Raw genomic sequence first — 18,775 nt, forward strand, 5'->3', positions numbered from 1 at the left:
GAAGAGGTGTTCAATTAGGTTCTTCCTATAGCCAGTTATTTCTACTGTTTTTTGATGGATGCCGATTCCGGAATTAGAGACTTTTTCCGGATTTTCTATTTACAATCTGTTTTCTCGGTGATAAATTATTGTATGATAACTCGTCATATTTGTATAACATCATACATCGCAATATATTTTTACGGAACAGAGTTAGGAGAATACCATGTCTCAGAATAAAACCAACTTAGCACAGCGAACGGCGGATACCCTTCGAGCCCAGATTCAAAGCGGAGTGGATTACGCACCGGGCAGTAAGCTGCCCAACGAAAACCATCTCTCACTGGAGCTGGGGGTCAGCCGAACCACTTTGCGGGAAGCCATCCGAATCCTGGTCGCGGAAGGACTGCTTCAGGTTCAGCGCGGAAAAGGAACCTTCGTCACGGAACGAAAAGACCAATTGGCCTCTACCCTTCCCTCTTTCGATGAAAAGAAGGTCACCCTGAAAGACCTCTACGAAGCACGGCTGATTATTGAGCCCGCCGCGGCCGCTCTGGCCTGCCAACGGGCGACGGATGAAGAGATTGAAGAGATTGTCCGCCTGGTGAAAGCCACCCAGGAGCAGTTCACCCATGACTTCAACAATGAAGAAATCATCCAGCGGGAAATCGCTTTTCACGATGCCCTGATTCGGGCATCTCACAATCGGTTCTTCGATCATTTTCTGCCAGTGGTGAATCAGACCATTCAGAAAACCTTTGAGCTGGAGTACAAATGGGATGCGGTAGCGGAAGGGGCCTACAACGACAACTTCATGATCATCGACTTTCTGCGAAAAAGAGATGCGGAAGCCATGCGCAGCGTCATGACGATTCACCTGCACCGTGCGCTTTGGACGGAACAGTTAATCTAAAAAAATATTGTTTTTATGTGAAAAACAACAAAAAAGCTATTGACATTGCGGTCAGACAAGTTTATTATGTTGTCATACAACATACAACTGAGTATGGTTTGCGGATTAATTGTTGGGATAATATATTAGGAGGAAAATTAGAGATGAGCAGTTACGAAAACCACAAGATTTATTATGAAGCCGATTGTGATCTGAGCGTATTGGACGGACAGAAGATCGCCGTTATCGGTTACGGAAGTCAGGGCCATGCCCATGCATTGAACCTGAAGGAATCCGGATGCGACGTTGTTGTCGGTCTGTATGAAGGTTCCAAGTCCAAAGCAAAGGCAGAGGCTCAGGGTCTGAAGGTTCTCACCACCGCAGAAGCCGCTAAATGGGCAGATATCGTTATGATTCTTACCCACGATGAGACACAGGCTGCAATGTATGCGAAAGACATCGCACCGAATCTGGAAGCCGGCAATATGCTGATGTTTGCTCACGGATTTAATATTCACTACGGTCTGATCAATCCACCGGCTGACGTGGATGTGACCATGATTGCACCAAAGGCTCCGGGACATACTGTTCGTTCCGAGTTCCAGGCAGGCAGAGGCACACCGGCACTGGTTGCCGTTCAGCAGGATGCCACCGGAAAGGCACTGGACAGAGCGCTGGCATATGCGGCAGGTCTTGGCGTTGCAAGAGCCGGCGTACTGGAGACCACATTTAGAACAGAAACCGAGACCGACCTCTTCGGCGAACAGGCAGTTCTCTGCGGCGGCGTATGTGCACTGATGCAGGCCGGTTACGAGACACTGACCGAAGCCGGTTACGACCCTCGGAATGCATACTTCGAATGCATCCACGAAATGAAACTGATTGTAGACCTGATCTACGAAAGCGGTTTTGCCGGAATGCGTTATTCCATTTCCAACACCGCTGAATTCGGTGACTATGTAACCGGTCCGAAGATTATCACCGAAGACACCAAGAAGGCGATGAAGGATATTCTCCACGACATTCAGGACGGTTCCTTCGCAAGAGGCTTCCTGGACGACATGGCCGGCGGTCAGGTTCACTTCAAGATGATGCGTCAGAGAGCATCGGAGCATCCTTGCGAATCGGTGGGTGAAGATATCCGGAAGCTGTACAGCTGGAACAAGGATGATGAGAAGCTGATCAACAACTAAGTCATCGATATATTTACATTCCATTCAAAACAGCGGGATCCTTTTCGAAGGGTCCCGCTGTTAATTTTGGTTCTTCATTGCCGGCGTGTCGTCGGAATTCCCGTTCAGGGCCGAGGACGTGGTGCCCCCTTTCGTCGTATATATGCAAAAAGACGGTCACCCTAGGGAAACCGTCTTTTCTTTTATAATGTTCAGAATTCCTATTTCCAGAAATCCGTATCCTGCTTCAGCTCGATATCTGCAGCCACGAAATGCGGATCCTTTCCTTCCGCCTTCTGCTTCTGGTAATCCCGCAGGCATTTTACCGCGGTTCCGCCCAGCAGCAAGATGGTCGGCATATTCGTGATAACCATCAAGCCCTGCATCATATCTGCGGTGTTCCATACCAGTGCCGCCGAAGCGATGGAACCCACGAATACCAGTGCGGTAGCGAAGAGACGGAATGCCAGCAGCTCGCCCGGCTTGATGTCTCTCTGAATGATGAACCGGATGCATCCTTCACAGTAGGAATAGTTTCCGATCAATGTGGTGAATGCGAACAGGCACATTGCAAATGCGATGAAAATTGGACCGAATTTTCCAAGTGTGGATGCGGTAGCCGCCTGAACGTATCCCGCTGCATCCGCACTTCCATCCGCACCCAGATAATTCTGCGGAATGACGTTGGTGCTGAGGCACATGAACGCAGTAGCGGTGCAAATCAGCATGGTATCGATGAATACGGACAGCATCTGAACCAGACCCTGCTTTACCGGGTGGGAAACGTCCGCCGTTGCCGCCGCATTCGGTGCGGAACCCATACCGGCCTCATTGGAGTAGAGACCTCTCTTGATTCCGAACATAATGCAGGATCCCGCAAAACCGCCGAAAATTGCCTGGAAATCAAAGGCATTCTTGAAGATGCCGGCGAACATTGCCGGAACGTTTCCGATATTCAGTACCAGCACAATCAGAGAAATTGCCACATATATAATGCCCATCACCGGAACCAGAACGCCGGTTACCTTTACCAGACGGTGTGCACCGCCGATGACAACGGCACCGAACAGCGCGGCCAGGATGACACCGATGATTGCCGGTGTGCGGTCCCCGTAGAAGCTGAACACCTTGAAGGTGGACTGCAGGTTGAACGCCGCCAGCATGTTATATCCAATCGCATAGGTGAAGATAATCAGTACGGAGAAAATCACGCCCAGCCATCTTGCGTTCAGCGCATCTCTCATGTAGAACGCCGGTCCGCCATAGCTGGAGCCGTCCGCATTCTTCTTTTTGTAGATCTGCGCCAGCGTGGACTCGATGAAAGCAGACGCTCCGCCCAAGAAGGCACTGAGCCACATCCAGAAAATCGCACCGGATCCGCCGCAGATTACCGCCGTTGCCACACCGATAATATTACCGGTACCAACTCGGGATGCGGTGGATACCATCAGCGCCCCGAAGGATGAAATGCCGTTCTCCGTCTTCGGCTTTTCCGTAACCACCCGAAGACAATCCTTGAACATCCGAATCTGAACACCGCCGGTACGAATCGTGAAATACAGTCCGCCCACCAACAGGATCACCGGAAGAATGAATGGCTGGTACAGAAAATTGCTGACCGCCAAAACCACGTTATTAATTGCTTCCATAAAATCATTCTCCTTCACATATAATTTCGAAGTAAATTGTAAAAAACAACACGTTTATTTTACATGAATCTTTTTTGTTTGTCTATAATTCTATACAAGAAATTTAAAAATTGTATGAGCAGTATACAATTTCTACCGTAATTTCACCCATTTCCCATGAAAGAAAGATTGAATCCGTCGGGTTTTCCGTTTATCCTATATATGTTGATGGGTTTGCGGGAAACTGCATTCTCCGCAATTTTAGAAAGGAAAATCGGCAATTTAATGAAAGAAATCGAACTGAAAGCACAATACGACAGCTCGAAACGACCGGAGCTGGAACAACATCTGAAGGAGCAAGGCTTCCAAGAAATCCGCGCCTTCACTCAGCAAGACGAATACTTCAACCATCCGAAACGGGATTTTAAGAAGACGGATGAAGCCCTGCGAATCCGTCGGGAACAGCATAACGATGGAACCTCCCATTGCTGCATCACCTACAAAGGTGCCAATGATTCCCACATCGGTCAGAGCCGCCGAGAGTTGGAAACCCGGGTGGAAAACGAACACAAAATGCGGCAGATTCTGCTGGCGCTGGGTTTTCGCTCCGCTGCGGAGGTGAAGAAGCGCCGGAAAGAATACAAGAAAGAGGACCTTACCGTCTGTCTGGACGAACTGGACGGACTGGGAAACTACATTGAAGTCGAGATTGTCCTTCCGGAAAACCGATTAAATGTGAAATCTGCCACAGAAAATCGCCTCCGGGAATTTCTTTCTGAACTGTCATTTATCCAACCGGTCATCGAGCCTCTAACATACCTAGAACTGGTAATGGGGTTTCGAGGGGGCTCCGCCGCCGAAAATGCCTCTCCGAACGACTAGAAATTATTTACAAAAAATGCTTTTTAACGGAAATTGTTTTCCATTGTTTTTTTCACAGCCGGGTCAAAAACTCCGGCTGTTCTTTTTTGCTCTTACCTGTTCTTTACAATTTATTAACATTCCGCAAAGTCAGTTTTTTCAACGGATTGGGAATTTTCCACAAGAATTCGAAAAATTGTATACAATCTCGTGAACAACTGATTGTGGATAACTAAAACCTCGGATACCCTTTGATATTCGCCTTTAAGCGTCTTTTTTTCTTTTGTCAAGAAAACTTTTCCACAGATTTGGAATACTTTACCTCCGTCATTTTGTTCTTTTCAAAAAGAGGGCGGATTGTTTCGATTTTGAAACAATCCGCCCTCTTTCGATTTGAAAGCGTTTCTAAATTTCAGCTGCAGGAGCCCCATCTTCATTTAGAATCTTCATAAATTCCTCGCCGGTAATGGTCTCCTTCTGGTACAGGTACCGTGCCAACTCATCTAATTTCTCTCGATTTTCCAGCAGAATACCGGCTGCCTTTTCATGCTGCTGACGCACCAGCGCTACCACCTTTTCGTCGATCTTCTTCTGGGTCTCCGCCGAGCATGCCAGGGAGGCATCTCCGCCCAGGTATTGGTTGGACACCGTCTCCAACGCCACCATATCGAAGTCCGAACTCATTCCGTATCGGGTAATCATGGCACGGGCCATCTTGGTGGCCTGCTCGATATCGTTGGAGGCGCCGGTGGTCACATCCCCGAAGACGATTTCCTCTGCTGCCCTGCCGCCGGTAAAGGTGGCAATTCGGTTCTCCATCTCCTTCTTGGTCATCAGGTAGTGATTTCCTTCCTCTACCTGCATGGTGTATCCCAGCGCTCCGGAAGTTCGCGGAATGATGGTAATCTTCTGAACCGGTGCAGAGTGGCTCTGCTTTGCGGCCACCAAAGCATGACCGATTTCATGGTAGGAGACGGTCCACTTCTCCCGATCCGTCAGAATGGCATTCTTCTTCTGATATCCGGCGATAACCACTTCAATGCTTTCCTCCAGATCCGCTTCCGTGGCAAAGTGACGCTTGTCCCGAACCGCCCGAAGTGCCGCTTCGTTTACGATATTGGCCAGCTCCGCACCGGAAGCACCGGAGGCCATCCGAGCGATTTTCTCGTAATCCACATTCGGCTCCACTTTAATCTTCTTGGCGTGAACCCGCAGAATCGCTTCTCGTCCCTTCAGATCCGGAAGTTCCACCGGTACTCTCCGGTCAAACCGTCCCGGTCTCGTCAGTGCCGGATCCAGGGAATCCGGACGGTTGGTCGCCGCCAGAATAATGACGCCGTTGTTTCCTTCGAATCCGTCCATCTCCGTCAGCAGCTGATTCAGGGTCTGCTCCCGCTCATCGTTTCCGCCAACCTGGCCCTCTCTCTTTTTACCGATGGTATCGATCTCGTCGATAAAAACAATGCACGGAGCCTTCTCCTTCGCCTGCTTGAACAAATCCCGAACCTTTGAGGCACCCATGCCTACGAACATCTCCACGAATTCCGATCCGGAAATGGAGAAGAAGGGCACATTGGATTCCCCCGCTACGGCTTTTGCCAACATGGTCTTACCGGTTCCCGGAGGACCCACCAGAAGCACGCCCTTCGGCATAGAGGCACCGATGGTCTTGTATTTATTCGGGTCGTGGAGATAATCCACGATTTCCTGTAGATTCTCTTTGGCCTCATCCTCCCCGGCTACATCGGAGAACTTGATGCCGTTGGTGGACTGCACGTATATCTTCGCATTGGACTTACCCATTCCGAACATCATGGAACCGGCACCGCCGCCGGACTTATCCATCAGGCTCTTCTGCATCCGCTTGCCCAGCCACATGAAGAGCAAGATTGGTAAAATCCACGTCAACAGGAAGCTTGCCAGCGGAGACATGGTTTCGTTAATCTCCCCGGAGAACTTGGCGCCGGATTCCGACAGCCGGTCGATCAGCTCCGGATCGTTCATCTTTGCGGTTTCGTAGATCTTGTCGTCATCCTTCAAAGTAAACACGATTTTATTTTCCTGCACCTCCACCTCTTTCACCTGCTTTTTTTCGGTCTGGGAGATAAAGGTGCTGTACTTCACATCTTGAATCTGCATCTTCTGAATATACGGTTTCAGAAAAATATTGATGCACAGAAGTACCATCAATGCACCAATCCAGAAATTAATCACCGGTTTCTTCGGTGTTTTTACCTCGTTCATAATCTACCTCATTTTCTGTGCGAATTAGCACTCTACGTATGAGACTGATAATAGCACATCGATTGCCGTAATTCCACGACTTCACCAACTCTTCATAGGAAAACTACCCAATCGACGAAGAGTAATTCTCCAACAGAAAAAGGAATCCGATTTACACCGGATTCTCCTTTCCTTATCCACCATTTGTTTTTTCGTTACATTGCGGCCGCTTCATCCTCGATGTTGTCTACATGCGGTCCGGCAGCGGCGATTTCTTTCTTCATGTCCGGATACTTTTTTTCAAAGTTGTCCTGGAACATTTTCGCCAATTCTCTGGCCTGAAGATCGTACGCCTGCTTATCCTTCCAAGTATCTCTCGGATTCATGATTTCTGCCGGTACATCCGGGCAGCTCTGTGGAATGTCCAAATTAAAGAGGTCGTCGTGAACGTACTCCACATCGTCCAGCTTTCCTTCCAGAGCCGCATGAATCATTGCCCGGGTGTACTTCAACTTCATTCTGGAACCGGTACCGTACGCACCACCGGTCCAGCCGGTATTCACCAAATATACTTTTGTGCCATATTTCTCCAGACGCTCGCCCAGCATCTCCGCATAGCATTCCGCTCTCAGCGGCATGAACGGTTCCCCGAACAGTGTGGAGAATGTCGGCTGCGGTTCCTTGATGCCCCGCTCCGTGCCGGCCACCTTTGCGGTAAAACCGGTGACGAACTGGTACATGGCCACATTCTTGGACAGTCTGGAAATCGGCGGCAGTACGCCAAAGGAATCCGCCGTCAGGAAGATTACCACCTTCGGGATTCCGCCCTTTCCCGAAATCTCCGCATTATCGATAAAATCAATCGGATATCCCACACGGGTGTTCGGCGTCAGCTCCCGGTCGGAATAATCCGCTTCTCGGGTCTCGTGATCCAGAACCACGTTTTCCACCACCGAACCGAATCGAATCGCATGATAGATTTCCGGCTGCTCCTCTTCTTCCAGGTCGATGCACTTCGCGTAGCATCCCCCCTCAATATTGAACACACCGTCGTCGGACCAGCCGTGTTCGTCATCCCCGATCAGCTTCCGCGCCGGATCCGCCGACAGGGTTGTCTTTCCGGTTCCGGACAATCCGAAGAATACTGCCGTCTCCCCAGTCTCCGGATCCATATTGGACGAGCAGTGCATCGGCAGCACGTTGTCTTCTACCGGCAGCACGTAATTCATGATGGAGAACACGGATTTTTTAATCTCTCCCGCATAGCTGGTTCCGGCAATGATGACAAAGTGTGCCTCGTAATCGATGATAATCGCCGCTTCCGAATGAATGCCGTACTTCTTCGCATCGCACTTGAACCCCGGCACCGCCAGGATGGTGAAATCCGCCTCGCCGTATTCCTCCAGCTGTTCCTCCGTCGGACGAATCAGAAGGTTGTGGATGAACAGGTTCTGCCACGCTTTCTCGTTGATGACCCGAATTTTCCGGGTGTACTTGCTGTCTGCACCGGCAAAACCATCGAAAACGAACACTTCTTTCCCGTTCAGATACCCAATCATATCCCCCTTAACCCGGTTAAAAATTCTCCGGTCAATCGGGCGATTGACGCTTCCCCAATGAATCCGATCGTGCACCGCCGGGCTGTCTACAATGTATTTATCGTAAGGAGATCGGCCGGTATACTTTCCCGTTTCCACCGAAAGGGCGCCCGTCGAGGACAAGGTCGCTTCCCCCCGCTCCAGAGATTTCTTCACCAGTCTTGCCGCGCACAGATTGTGGTGCACCTGACTTGCCTGAATACCCAGCTGATCGATTCCGTACATTTCCATAACTCTCTTCTCCTATAAAAAAAACCTTATATCTTCCAACCATTTCCGACAATGCGAGGAATTCGCTATGCCGGCTCACTTGTAAAGTATATGTAAATATTGTATTATAATCAAATACTTATATTTTTATATAAACTATAGTTTTGAAGTTATATAAGGAGAAGCCATGTTTCAGGGAATGGAATATGTATATGAAGTTTATAAACAGAAGAGTTTTTCCAAGGCGGCGGCCAAGCTGTACATCTCTCAGCCTTCGCTGAGCGCCAATGTGAAGCGGATTGAGAAGAAGGTGGGATATCCCCTTTTCGACCGCAGCACCAAGCCCTTGGAGCTCACCGAGTGCGGCAAGCAGTATATCCATGCGGTGCATCAGATTATGACCGCCACCACGGAATTCGAGACCTTCATCAATGACTTTGGGGAACTGCGCACCGGCTCCCTGCACTTCGGTGGGAGCAACTTCTTCTCCTCCTGGGTGCTTCCGCCCTTGCTCGCCCGATTCTCCGCCAAATATCCGGACCTGGAAATCTCCCTGGTGGAAGCGAAATCCCGGGAACTGGTGAAGCTGCTTCAGGACTCCCAGATTGACTTTATCCTGGACAACAAGGAACTGGACTTGAAGGTCTTTGACCGGCACCAGGTGGGCCGGGAAGATCTGGTCCTGGTGGTGCCCAAAAATTTCGCCATCAACATGGGACTGCGAGACTATCAAATTCCTCAGAAGGCCATTCAGGACGGGTCCTTCCGTCAGGATGAATATCCGGCCGTGAATCTCGCTCTGTTCCAAAAGGAGCCCTTCATCCTGCTCCATTCCTTCAACGATACCGGAAACCGCGCCCGGCTCCTCTGCCAGGAATACGGATTTAAACCTCGCGTTGCACTGGAACTGGATCAGCAGCTCACCGCCTACAACGTGGCCGGCTCCGGCCTGGGAATTGCGTTCACCGGAGAACTCCTGATCGGCAGAGCCACCCCGGATCCCAACCTGGTGTATTACAAGCTGGCGGGCGAGAATATCACCCGAAATCTGTACTTCTATTGGAAGAAGGGCCGGTACCTCACCCAGGCCATGCAGGTCTTCATGGACACCATCGTGCGCCACACCCACTTCTAGACACATGAAAAGAGAGTGCATCGCGAAGATGCACTCTCGATTTTTTTACCCGATTCGTATTGTCGAAATCCTATTTGCAGGCAGCCAGGATTGCCTTCAGGTATTCCCATGTTCTTGCGGTGGATGGGATGGACAGCTTCTCGTTCGGAGAGTGAACTTCCATCATCTCCGGTCCGATGGATACCGCGTCGATGGCACCCCACTTCTCCGCCCACTTTCCGCATTCCAGTCCGGCATGAACCGCACCCACTTCCGGCTTTTTGCCGAAGTGCAGTTCGAAGGCATCCACGCAGATGTCCAGCAGTGTGGAGTGGTTGTTGAACTCCCATGCGCCGTAATCGCCGGAGAACTCGCACTTGCCGCCGTATGCTTCGGAAACCATCTTTACGCGCTGGCACAGGTTCTTCTTGCGGCTGTCCACGGAAGAACGGATCATCGCACCGGTCTGCATGGTGTCGCCTTCCAGACGGATGAATCCAATGGACATGGATGTCTCTACGATGCCCGGAAGCGCTACGCTCATGTGGTGAACGCCGGTCGGAATCACGAAGAGATACTTCATCAGGTTCATCTGACACTCATCCGAAACGACTTCGGTTTCCATCTCGCCGACTCTCTCCATGGTGATTTTCAGGCCCGGATCCGCGATTTCGTACTCTGACTTCAGCTCTGCCGAAACTTCGCGCATTGCCTTCTCAAATGCGATGCAGTCATCCGGATGCACCAGAACTTCACCGGATACCTTATTGCAAATTGCGTTGGTAACGGCACCGCCGGTGAGGCTAACGATATTCATTCTTGCTTCTTTCAGGCAGTCCAGGAAAACACGACCGGTCAGATCGATGGCATTGCCTCTCTCTTTGTCGATATCCATTCCGGAGTGACCGCCCTGTAGTCCGTCCAATGCGTACTTGTAGCAAACGCCGGACTTCGTTACTCTCGGAGTCTCAAATGTTGTAATGCAATCTACCGCACCGGCACAGCCTACGGTGATAACGCCTTCGGACTCGGAATCGATGTTGATAATTCTGCGAGCGGAAATCTTAGAAGGATCCAGGCCTTCTGCGCCCAGCATACCGATTTCTTCATCCACGGTAATCAATACTTCCAATGCCGGGTGGCTCACCTGATCCGAAGTCAGTACAGCCAGTGCCATTGCGATTGCGATCCCGTTATCCGCACCCAGGGTCGTTCCTGCTGCGGTTACATAATCTCCGTCTACGTAGATTTCCAGCGGCTGGGTTTCGAAATCGTGTTCGTAACCTTCTGCAACAGCGGCAACCATATCCATGTGGCCCTGCAGCATCACCGGTTCAGCGGTCTCATATCCCGGAGTCGCGCCTTTATAAATAATCACGTTGCCCAGCTCATCCTGGTAGTATTCCAGATTGTTTTTCTTCGCAAAATTCACCAGATATTCGCTGATCTTTGCGTTGAACTTGGATGCACGCGGAACTGCGCTAATCTCATCAAAGTACTGGAATACACTTTTTGGCTCCAGCATACTTACATCACTCATTACCATAATCCTCCTTGTTCCATTTGGAATAAATCATCAACAATATTATACATTTTTTATACAAATAAACAAGTCGATTACTATAATTTTCTAAATAACCATTATTGATTTTCCGCTTCGGACTAATCTCTAGGTAAAAGAATGCAGTCGTACCGCACGGCTTTTCCGGAGATGGAATACCCCGGTTTGCGCCCCGCCAGCCACGGTCCCTTCAGCGGCCGCTTGATGAGGATTTTCCTCGGGCCGGCCGCAATCGCAGCGTTCAGCAGGGTCTCCTCCTCCATGCAAGGGGACTCCAGTCGGTGAATCAGCTGGAATTTCTTCTTCACCAGGGCGCTCTTCTGCCGCTCCGGAAACATGGGATCCAGCAGCACCAGATCCGGAATACCCCCGATGGAATCCTCCGCCCGATTCATTGCCTCGATGCTGTCCTCCACGTGAAGCTCCATGCGGGAAACCGGCTCCCGAAGCTCCGGCACCTCCCGGGCCCGCTCCATGGCATCCAGCAGCAAAGCAGCGATGACCGGGTTATACTCAAAGAGGTGTACTCGGAATCCGGCCGCCGCCAGGAGCAGGGAATCCTCCCCCAGCCCGGCGGTGGCGTCGATGGCCACCGGACGCTCTATGCCCTTCATTCGGCCTGCTTTTACCAAAAACTCCCGGTTCAGATTGGAGGGGCGAAGCCGCGGAATCATGTGGGTGAAATCCCCTCGCACCGACAGCTTTCCCTGAACCAGGGAAAGGCCCCCTTCGTCCGTCTGCAGGTGGAGCCGGTCCGGAGACAGCTCGGCGGCATCCGTAACCACCGGGAGCCGCAGCATTTCGGCCCAGCGCTCTCCCGCCGCCGTATATTCTTTGGATGGAATAAACAGTGTTAAATTCATCGTTATAATCCTGTTCTAATTATTAAAAACACTTCTCCAGCATGTCCTCGTCCGGCACTTCCTGCGCAGTCGCACTGCCCACCGCGAAATACACGATTCCGCCCAGCACCAGAGCCGCCACGATTTCGTGGATACCCAGCGGCAGTATTTTTACCCGGTTGAAAAAGACAAAGGTAATCAGCCCCACGGTAGTGGATGCCAGGCAAGCTTTGCTGTTTCCCTTCCGCCAGTACAGACCGCCGATAATCGGCCAGAAGAACGTGGCCTCCAGGCCGCCGAAGGCGAAGAGGTTGATCCAAGCGATTACGTCCGGCGGGTTCAGCGCAATCAAGCAGGTAAGAATTCCGATCACCGCCGTAATGCCAAAGCTGATTTTCGGCACGTTGGCCGCCGCTGCCGGATGCGTCTTCATCAGCTCTGAGGAAACGTCCCGAACATCCTCTGCCTCCGGGCACACCTTCCGCTTCACGATGTAATTCAAATACAGATCCTTCAGAATCGTGGCCGAGGAAAGAATCAGCAGGGAGTCCACCGTGGACATCACCGCCGCCAAGGGTGCCGCCAGGAAAAATCCCGCGGCCCATCCCGGCATGTATTTCATCACTACGTACGGAATCACCTGATCCGTGCTGTCCAGATTCGCGTTCTCCACCAGGGGATACGCCAGCGTTCCTGCCAAATGCATGCCGATCATCAGGATGCCAATCACCACCGTTCCGTAGATCATCGCCCGGTGCATGGAACGGGTATCCTTGAACCCCATGCAGCGCACCGCCGTCTGCGGAAGCCCCAGCACCGCAATGCCCACCAGCACCCAGTAGGAAATCATGTACCCCGGCTGAAGGACCGCAATGTCCTTCCCGTAGGCACCCTTCCCCATTAGGTCCCAGCCCGGATTGGACACGTTCAGCTGATTCACGATGTCCTCCATGCCGCCGCATTGGCGAATGATAAAGAACAGCATCAAAAACGTTCCGCATGTCATCACGATTCCTTGCAGGGTATCCGTCAGCACCACCGCCCGGAATCCCCCAAAAGCAGTATATAAAACCACCACCGCGCCGAACAGAAGGAGTCCGGCCCAATAGGGAACGCCTGTCACCGTCTGAATCAGGGTGGCTCCGCCGATAAATTGCCCAATCATCTGGGTGATGAAGAACACCACCAACGCCAGGCCGCAAAGGACCACCACCGCCCCGGATTGATACCGGGCCCTCAGGTAATCGGAAATGGTTACCCCCTGAATCCGCCTGGAAATCAGCGCAAATTTCTTTCCCAGCACGCCCAGCGTCAGGAACGTGGCGCCAATCTGCACTCCGGCAATCCAGGACTGGGAGAGGCCGAAGGTGGAAGCCAACCCCGGTCCTCCCAGGAAAGAGCTGGCACTGGTATAGGTAGCCACTAATGTCATGGCCAGAACCAGTCCGCCCATGCCTCGGGATCCAACGAAATAAGCGCTGAGGAAATTTTCCTCCCCCGCCGTCTTTCGGTTGATATAAATTCCGATTCCCAGATTAATCAAAAGGTAGGCACTCAGAATTGCCAGCACGATTAAATGCTTACTCTGCATGATGGGCACCTCCCTCCGATTCTTCATCCAGATCAAAGTCCACGAAGACTTTGCGCACCAAGAAGATTACTCCCACAACGGCAATTACGAACACCCCCGGAGTGCTGAGCACCCACCACAGGGGGAGCCCCAGTACCCGGACGCTGCAGCCGGACAGACCGTAGGCGCAGCCCACATTCCACACAAAACAGATCAGAAAGAGGATAATAGTTGCTTTCGCTTCCCGACGGATCTGTTTCTCCTTTTCACTTTTGGACATCTTGTTATTCATTTTTTCTCCTTTCGGTATAGTTTCAACAAAGAATACCATCCGCTGACTATTTTCCCATTATTTCGGCCCGTTGTAAAGAAAAAATAATTCCTTGCATCTTCCTCATTAAACCTCTGAGCTAAAAACGGCTCGCTTCTAATTGTATTGTCTGCACCGTTCTGCTTCATTCCTATATGCCTAGATTTTCGAGGGCAGTTCACGCTTTTTGGTTCTTCACTTTTTTCTCGGGGATTGCCTTTTGTATAAGGTAAACATTCTTTTCTTAATGATGGACATGAGCGTGTTGGCGTGGGCATGCCCGCAAACCTTTGGAGCACCGTCAGGTCACGCCAACAACCGAATCTCATTAGTAGGTATCCGGCGCAAATGTTGGCGTGGGCATGCCCGCAAACCCTTGGTCCTCCGTCAGGGCACGCCAACAATTGAATCTCGTTAGCAGGTATCCGGCGTAAATGTTGGCGTGGGCATGCCCGCAAACCTTTGGAGCACCGTCTGGTCACGCCAACAATTGAATCTCATTAGCAGGTATCCGGCGCAAATGTTGGCGTGGGCATGCCCGCAAACCCTTTATCCTCCGTCAGGACACGCCACCATGCTCAGGATTTTCCCGGCCCGCCGGCGTCCAAGAATGAAAGAACCTGCATCCGGAAAGCAATCTCAGCTTGACGATGAGATTGCTTTCCGGATGCAGGTTTGCTCTTTTGTTAAAATCCCCGAGAAAAAAGTGAAGAACCAAAAAAACGGGAGCACCACATATTCGTGTGATGCTCCCTGTTATTGCATACTTCCTTAGCGCCGGTGCATTCTGAATTACTTGCCCAGAACCGCTATGGCTTCCTTCCGGTCCTCTGCCTTGAAGACTGCCGAGCCGGCTACAAGGATGTCGGTGCCGACGGATTTCAGCTCTTCGCAGTTCTGAAGGTTTACTCCGCCATCCACTTCGATGACGAAATCGTACCCGTTTGTCTTCCGGATTTCATCCAGGCGGCGAATTTTGTCCAGTGCTCTCGGAATGAATTTCTGTCCGCCAAAACCCGGGTTCACGGACATAATCAGAATCATGTCCACTTTGTCCAGCACATCCTCCACCATCACGATAGGGGTGGCCGGATTCAGGGCAACGCCGGCTTTCACTCCGGTGCTGTGAATATGCTGAATCGTCCGGTCCAGATGACGGCAAGCCTCCTGATGAACGGTAATGAATTCCGTGTTCGGTGTCACGAAGTCCTCGATGTATCGGTCCGGATCCTCGATCATCAGATGGACATCATATGGAATGGTTGCCACATTATTCAAACTTTTCATCACGCCGGCTCCGAAGCTGATGTTTGGAACGAAGGCGCCGTCCATAACGTCCACATGGATGTAATCTGCGCCGAATTCACATATTTCCTGTACATCCGCTCCCAGTTTGGAAAAATCTGCCGATAGAATTGATGGTGCTACTTTTGCCATTTCTGAACCTCTTCATACATTTTTAAATAACTGTCGTATCTCGTCCGGCAGATTTCGCCCTCTGCCAGGGCTTCCTTCACGCCGCATGCCGGCTCGTTAATGTGCACGCAGTCGCCGTAGCGGCAATGAGCTCCGGGTTCCCGGAATTCCGGGAAGAAATTCCGAAGCTCCCGAGGATCCATCTCCGGCAAATCCAGAGACGTAAATCCCGGCGTGTCGTACACATAGGTGGCGTGATCCAGTGGAAAAATTTCCACGTGCCGCGTGGTGTGCTTTCCCCGGCCGGTCTTCTCGCTGAGGTTTCCGGTCTCCGCATCCGCATCCGCAATCAATGCGTTCAGCAATGTGGATTTGCCCACGCCCGACGGACCCGCCAGAGCCACGCTCTGTCCCGCAACGGCCTTGCGAAGGTCGTCCACACCCTCTCCGGTGACGCTGCTGATGGGATAGACTGGATACACCTCCCGGTACATATTCTCCAGCTCTCGCATCCGCTCTTCCGATGCCAAATCCGCTTTTGTAAAAACAAGAATCGGCCGAATCCCGGTAATCTCGCAGTACACCGTCAGCTTGTCCACCGCCAGGGGAATCATCTCCGGCGTTTCTGCCGAAGAGACGATGACCAGCGTATCCAAATTGGATACCGGCGGACGCTTTAGAATATTCCGGCGCGGGAGTACTTTGGTGATAATACATTCCCCATCTTCCGGACGAATTTCATATTCCACCTCGTCTCCCACATAGATGGTATCCTTCTTTCGGCGCTTCAGATTTCCCCGAGCATTTCCTTGAATGATTTCTTTTCCGTCGGAGACGTAATAGAAGCCCCCGATTCCTTTTACCACTTTTCCAATCATATGCTAATCGTCCACCGAATTGCTGCCGTTGTCGTCGCTGTCGGTATTCGACGGCTTCTTGTTCGGCTTCTTGTTGTCGTTGGTCTTCGGTGCGCCCTTGCTGACCTCGATGTCAATCTTGGTACCCTTGTTCAGCTCGGTATTTGCCGCATACTGCTGCCACATTACGTAGCCGCTGCCGTATGCATTGCTTTCCTCGTAGGTTACCTTGCCTACCTTGAAGCCCGCACTTCGGAGCGCCTGCTTCGCCTCGGTCAGGGTTCGTCCGGTAATGGACGGCACAGTGGACTTCTGAACGCCCTTTCCGTCGCTGACCACGATGTTCACCTGAGTGCCGTGATCGGCTTCCTCGCCGCCGCTCGGATCCTGGGAAATGATGGTGCCTGCCGCTTCCGTGGAAGTCTGCTGTTTAATCGTACCCAGCTCGTAATCCGAAGACTTCAGCATCTCTTCCGCTTCGCTTTCGTTGTGGCCCACCAGATTCGGCACCGTTCCGGCCTGCGGTCCCTTGCTCACATGAACGGTGATGGAAGATCCCTTCTTCGCTTTCGAACCGGACTCCGGATCCTGCTCCGCAATCTGACCCTTGGAGTAGTCGTTGGAATAGACCTCCTTACCCTCCTTCAGCTTAAAGCCAGCCGCTTCCACTTCCTTCTTGGCTTGTTTTACCGTCATTCCGTAGAGGTCCGGAACGTCCTTCTGACCGGAGAAAAGGCCGTTGAATCCGGCAACCGCAACGCCCAGACCCACTGCCAGTACCGCGGCTATCGCAATCAGGATGCGGCGCTTCTTCTGCGCTTTGGTCAGCTTCTTCTTCGGTTTTTTCCTCTTCTTTCGGGATTTCCGGTCGTAGGACTCATCGTCGTCCTCATCCTCGTAATCCTCGTCCTCGTCGGTCTGACCCTTCCGGCTCTGTTCCACCTGTTCGGAGGCTTCGTTAAAAATAGAATTACCTACCATACGGGTAACGAATTCAATATTGTTCAGCTCTTCGATCAGCTCATCCGCACTGCTGTAGCGGTTCGTCTGGAACTTGCTGGTGGCCTTCAGCACGCACTGCTCCAGTGCCGGCGGAATACCGTCCACCAGCTGGCTCGGCGGCGTGATCTCTTCGTTGATGTGCTTGAGGGCAATAGTTACCGGATTATCTCCGTCGAACGGAACCTGTCCCGTGAGCATCTCGTACATAACGATTCCCAAGGAATAGATATCCGAACGCTCGTCCACGTAATTTCCCCGCGCCTGTTCCGGCGAGAAATAGTGAACCGAACCGATGATTTTGCTTCCGGTGGACATGGTGGCATCGTTCACCGCTTTGGCGATTCCGAAATCCGCCAGCTTCACGATTCCATCCGTCGTAACCATGATATTGTGCGGCTTTACATCGCGGTGAATGATTTTGTTCCGGTGCGCCACCCGAAGTGCCGCCGCCACCTGTTTGGTGATCTCGATGACACGGCGATAGTCCATCGGTGCTTCTTTCGCGATAATCTCATTCAGGGTCTGACCTTCTACCAGTTCCATCACGATGTAGTTGATGTTTCCTTCTCTGCCTACATCGTATACCCCGACGATGTTCTGATGAGCCAGTCCCGCTGCTGCCTGAGACTCCCGCTTGAAGTTCTCTACAAACGTCGGGTCCTTCGTAAATTCCGGCCGCAGAATCTTGATGGCGATAAATCGGTTCAGCAGTTTGTCCTTTGCCTTATACACAACGGCCATGCCGCCGTCTCCGATTTTCTCCAGCAGTTCATATCGACCCGCCAGCAATCTGTTACTCATAATTGTCCTCCACCATACTTACACAAATAACCGAGATATTGTCGTTTCCACCGTTTGCATTGGCCCGATCCACCAATTCCTTGGCACAGGCCTTCATATCATCGGTAGAAGTCATCAATTCCAGAATTTCCTCTTCCGATACTTCGTCGTACAGCCCGTCGCTGCAGAGCAGAATTCGATCCGTGGGCTCAATATAAATATTGAAGCAGTCCGGATTGTTGTAGGAATTCGCTCCGATGGCCCGAGTGATTACGTTCTTCTTCCGATGGTGCTCCGCCTCGCTTCGGGTAATTGCACCCATCATAACCAGATCGTTCACATAGGTATGATCCACCGTAATCTGATGAATTTCCTTTCCGTGAATGAAATACACCCGGCTGTCTCCCACATTCGCGATGTAGAGAATCCGGTCTCGAACGTAGGCAAATACCAATGTGGTGGCCATTCCGGCACACTCCGGAACGGAATGGGCCATCTGCTTAATGGCTTCGTTCACGTAATCCACCGCATCCTCAAAGTACCGAAATATCCGGTCGGATCCTTCCAGCGCCTCAATGGGGTTGTTCTCAAAATATTCGCTCACGATATCCAGCGTCCTATTGCTGGCAATCTCTCCGGCCCGGTTTCCGCCCACGCCATCCGCCAGCATAAAAACATTATGTCGCGTCAGCACGCGAATCGCATCCTCGTTCTGGGTTCGCTTTTTTCCTTTGTCTGTATAATATCCTATTTCCATTAT

Annotated in this window: 15 protein-coding genes; 4 read left to right on the plus strand and 11 right to left on the minus strand. The window is 51.5% G+C overall.

Annotated elements, in window-relative coordinates; all coding sequences use genetic code 11:
* The first annotated feature begins 205 nt into the window (after window positions 1-205).
* Window positions 206-892: a FadR/GntR family transcriptional regulator gene (locus PUE40_RS00510; protein WP_277671571.1), complete on the plus strand. Its 687-nt coding sequence runs from the start codon at window positions 206-208 to the stop codon at window positions 890-892.
* A gap of 143 nt (window positions 893-1,035) precedes the next feature.
* On the plus strand, window positions 1,036-2,064 hold the full coding sequence (gene ilvC, locus PUE40_RS00515; protein ID WP_154554890.1) for a ketol-acid reductoisomerase: 1,029 nt from the start codon (window positions 1,036-1,038) through the stop codon (window positions 2,062-2,064).
* Between the two features lie 200 nt (window positions 2,065-2,264).
* On the opposite strand, the gene PUE40_RS00520 is transcribed toward ilvC, so the two are convergent.
* A complete protein-coding gene (locus PUE40_RS00520) occupies window positions 2,265-3,692 on the minus strand; it encodes an alanine/glycine:cation symporter family protein (protein ID WP_277671572.1) in 1,428 nt (475 codons plus the stop codon).
* 264 nt (window positions 3,693-3,956) lie between these two features.
* Between PUE40_RS00520 and cyaB the strand changes: the two genes are divergently transcribed.
* Window positions 3,957-4,553: a class IV adenylate cyclase gene (cyaB, locus tag PUE40_RS00525; protein ID WP_277671573.1), complete on the plus strand. Its 597-nt coding sequence runs from the start codon at window positions 3,957-3,959 to the stop codon at window positions 4,551-4,553.
* 384 nt (window positions 4,554-4,937) lie between these two features.
* Here the strand turns inward: cyaB and ftsH are convergent, their stop codons facing one another.
* Together ftsH and pckA are read right to left on the minus strand one after the other, a co-directional pair.
* Window positions 4,938-6,776 (minus strand): ATP-dependent zinc metalloprotease FtsH, encoded by a 1,839-nt coding sequence (ftsH, locus tag PUE40_RS00530; RefSeq protein WP_154554711.1) that lies wholly within the window; start codon window positions 6,774-6,776, stop codon window positions 4,938-4,940.
* 194 nt (window positions 6,777-6,970) lie between these two features.
* On the minus strand, window positions 6,971-8,584 hold the full coding sequence (gene pckA / locus PUE40_RS00535) for a phosphoenolpyruvate carboxykinase (ATP) (protein WP_277671574.1): 1,614 nt from the start codon (window positions 8,582-8,584) through the stop codon (window positions 6,971-6,973).
* A 166-nt stretch (window positions 8,585-8,750) separates the two neighbouring features.
* On the opposite strand from pckA, the gene PUE40_RS00540 reads away from it, so the two are divergent.
* Window positions 8,751-9,698 carry a LysR family transcriptional regulator gene (locus PUE40_RS00540; RefSeq protein WP_154554709.1) on the plus strand — a complete coding sequence of 316 codons (948 nt, stop codon included), beginning with the start codon at window positions 8,751-8,753 and terminating at the stop codon, window positions 9,696-9,698.
* Between the two features lie 70 nt (window positions 9,699-9,768).
* Here the strand turns inward: PUE40_RS00540 and PUE40_RS00545 are convergent, their stop codons facing one another.
* The 8 genes from PUE40_RS00545 to PUE40_RS00580 all read right to left on the minus strand — a co-directional run bounded on the left by PUE40_RS00545 (window position 9,769) and on the right by PUE40_RS00580 (window position 18,772).
* The gene (locus tag PUE40_RS00545) at window positions 9,769-11,217 is read right to left on the minus strand and encodes an aminoacyl-histidine dipeptidase (protein WP_277671575.1); all 1,449 of its coding nucleotides are present in this window, start codon (window positions 11,215-11,217) and stop codon (window positions 9,769-9,771) included.
* 122 nt (window positions 11,218-11,339) lie between these two features.
* Window positions 11,340-12,101: a class I SAM-dependent methyltransferase gene (locus PUE40_RS00550; RefSeq protein ID WP_277671576.1), complete on the minus strand. Its 762-nt coding sequence runs from the start codon at window positions 12,099-12,101 to the stop codon at window positions 11,340-11,342.
* A gap of 22 nt (window positions 12,102-12,123) precedes the next feature.
* On the minus strand, window positions 12,124-13,671 hold the full coding sequence (gene panF / locus PUE40_RS00555; RefSeq protein ID WP_277671577.1) for a sodium/pantothenate symporter: 1,548 nt from the start codon (window positions 13,669-13,671) through the stop codon (window positions 12,124-12,126).
* Window positions 13,661-13,942: a YhdT family protein gene (locus tag PUE40_RS00560; protein ID WP_206157357.1), complete on the minus strand. Its 282-nt coding sequence runs from the start codon at window positions 13,940-13,942 to the stop codon at window positions 13,661-13,663. Before PUE40_RS00560 ends, panF begins: the two co-directional genes overlap by 11 nt.
* A gap of 810 nt (window positions 13,943-14,752) precedes the next feature.
* The gene (rpe, locus tag PUE40_RS00565) at window positions 14,753-15,397 is read right to left on the minus strand and encodes a ribulose-phosphate 3-epimerase (protein ID WP_277671578.1); all 645 of its coding nucleotides are present in this window, start codon (window positions 15,395-15,397) and stop codon (window positions 14,753-14,755) included.
* Entirely contained in the window at window positions 15,385-16,254 is an 870-nt protein-coding gene (rsgA, locus tag PUE40_RS00570; RefSeq protein WP_154554704.1) for a ribosome small subunit-dependent GTPase A, read from the minus strand. The genes rpe and rsgA overlap by 13 nt, the downstream gene beginning before the upstream one ends.
* Before the next feature lie 3 nt (window positions 16,255-16,257).
* Window positions 16,258-18,036, minus strand: a complete 1,779-nt coding sequence (pknB, locus tag PUE40_RS00575) for a Stk1 family PASTA domain-containing Ser/Thr kinase (protein ID WP_277671579.1) — start codon at window positions 18,034-18,036, stop codon at window positions 16,258-16,260.
* Window positions 18,029-18,772, minus strand: a complete 744-nt coding sequence (locus tag PUE40_RS00580) for a Stp1/IreP family PP2C-type Ser/Thr phosphatase (RefSeq protein ID WP_154554702.1) — start codon at window positions 18,770-18,772, stop codon at window positions 18,029-18,031. The genes pknB and PUE40_RS00580 overlap by 8 nt, the downstream gene beginning before the upstream one ends.
* Between the last annotated feature and the right edge of the window lie 3 nt (window positions 18,773-18,775).

The organism is Mogibacterium kristiansenii (genome assembly GCF_029224645.1).
Taxonomy (GTDB): Bacteria; Bacillota; Clostridia; order Peptostreptococcales; family Anaerovoracaceae; genus Mogibacterium_A; species Mogibacterium_A kristiansenii.

Coding starts and splice junctions, on each gene's coding strand:
- PUE40_RS00510 (WP_277671571.1), top strand. CDS start 206: ATGTCTCAGAATAAAACCAACTTAGCACAGCGAACGGCGGATACCCTT.
- ilvC (WP_154554890.1), top strand. CDS start 1,036: ATGAGCAGTTACGAAAACCACAAGATTTATTATGAAGCCGATTGTGAT.
- PUE40_RS00520 (WP_277671572.1), bottom strand. CDS start 3,692: ATGGAAGCAATTAATAACGTGGTTTTGGCGGTCAGCAATTTTCTGTAC.
- cyaB (WP_277671573.1), top strand. CDS start 3,957: ATGAAAGAAATCGAACTGAAAGCACAATACGACAGCTCGAAACGACCG.
- ftsH (WP_154554711.1), bottom strand. CDS start 6,776: ATGAACGAGGTAAAAACACCGAAGAAACCGGTGATTAATTTCTGGATT.
- pckA (WP_277671574.1), bottom strand. CDS start 8,584: ATGGAAATGTACGGAATCGATCAGCTGGGTATTCAGGCAAGTCAGGTG.
- PUE40_RS00540 (WP_154554709.1), top strand. CDS start 8,751: ATGTTTCAGGGAATGGAATATGTATATGAAGTTTATAAACAGAAGAGT.
- PUE40_RS00545 (WP_277671575.1), bottom strand. CDS start 11,217: ATGAGTGATGTAAGTATGCTGGAGCCAAAAAGTGTATTCCAGTACTTT.
- PUE40_RS00550 (WP_277671576.1), bottom strand. CDS start 12,101: ATGAATTTAACACTGTTTATTCCATCCAAAGAATATACGGCGGCGGGA.
- panF (WP_277671577.1), bottom strand. CDS start 13,671: ATGCAGAGTAAGCATTTAATCGTGCTGGCAATTCTGAGTGCCTACCTT.
- PUE40_RS00560 (WP_206157357.1), bottom strand. CDS start 13,942: ATGAATAACAAGATGTCCAAAAGTGAAAAGGAGAAACAGATCCGTCGG.
- rpe (WP_277671578.1), bottom strand. CDS start 15,397: ATGGCAAAAGTAGCACCATCAATTCTATCGGCAGATTTTTCCAAACTG.
- rsgA (WP_154554704.1), bottom strand. CDS start 16,254: ATGATTGGAAAAGTGGTAAAAGGAATCGGGGGCTTCTATTACGTCTCC.
- pknB (WP_277671579.1), bottom strand. CDS start 18,036: ATGAGTAACAGATTGCTGGCGGGTCGATATGAACTGCTGGAGAAAATC.
- PUE40_RS00580 (WP_154554702.1), bottom strand. CDS start 18,772: ATGGAAATAGGATATTATACAGACAAAGGAAAAAAGCGAACCCAGAAC.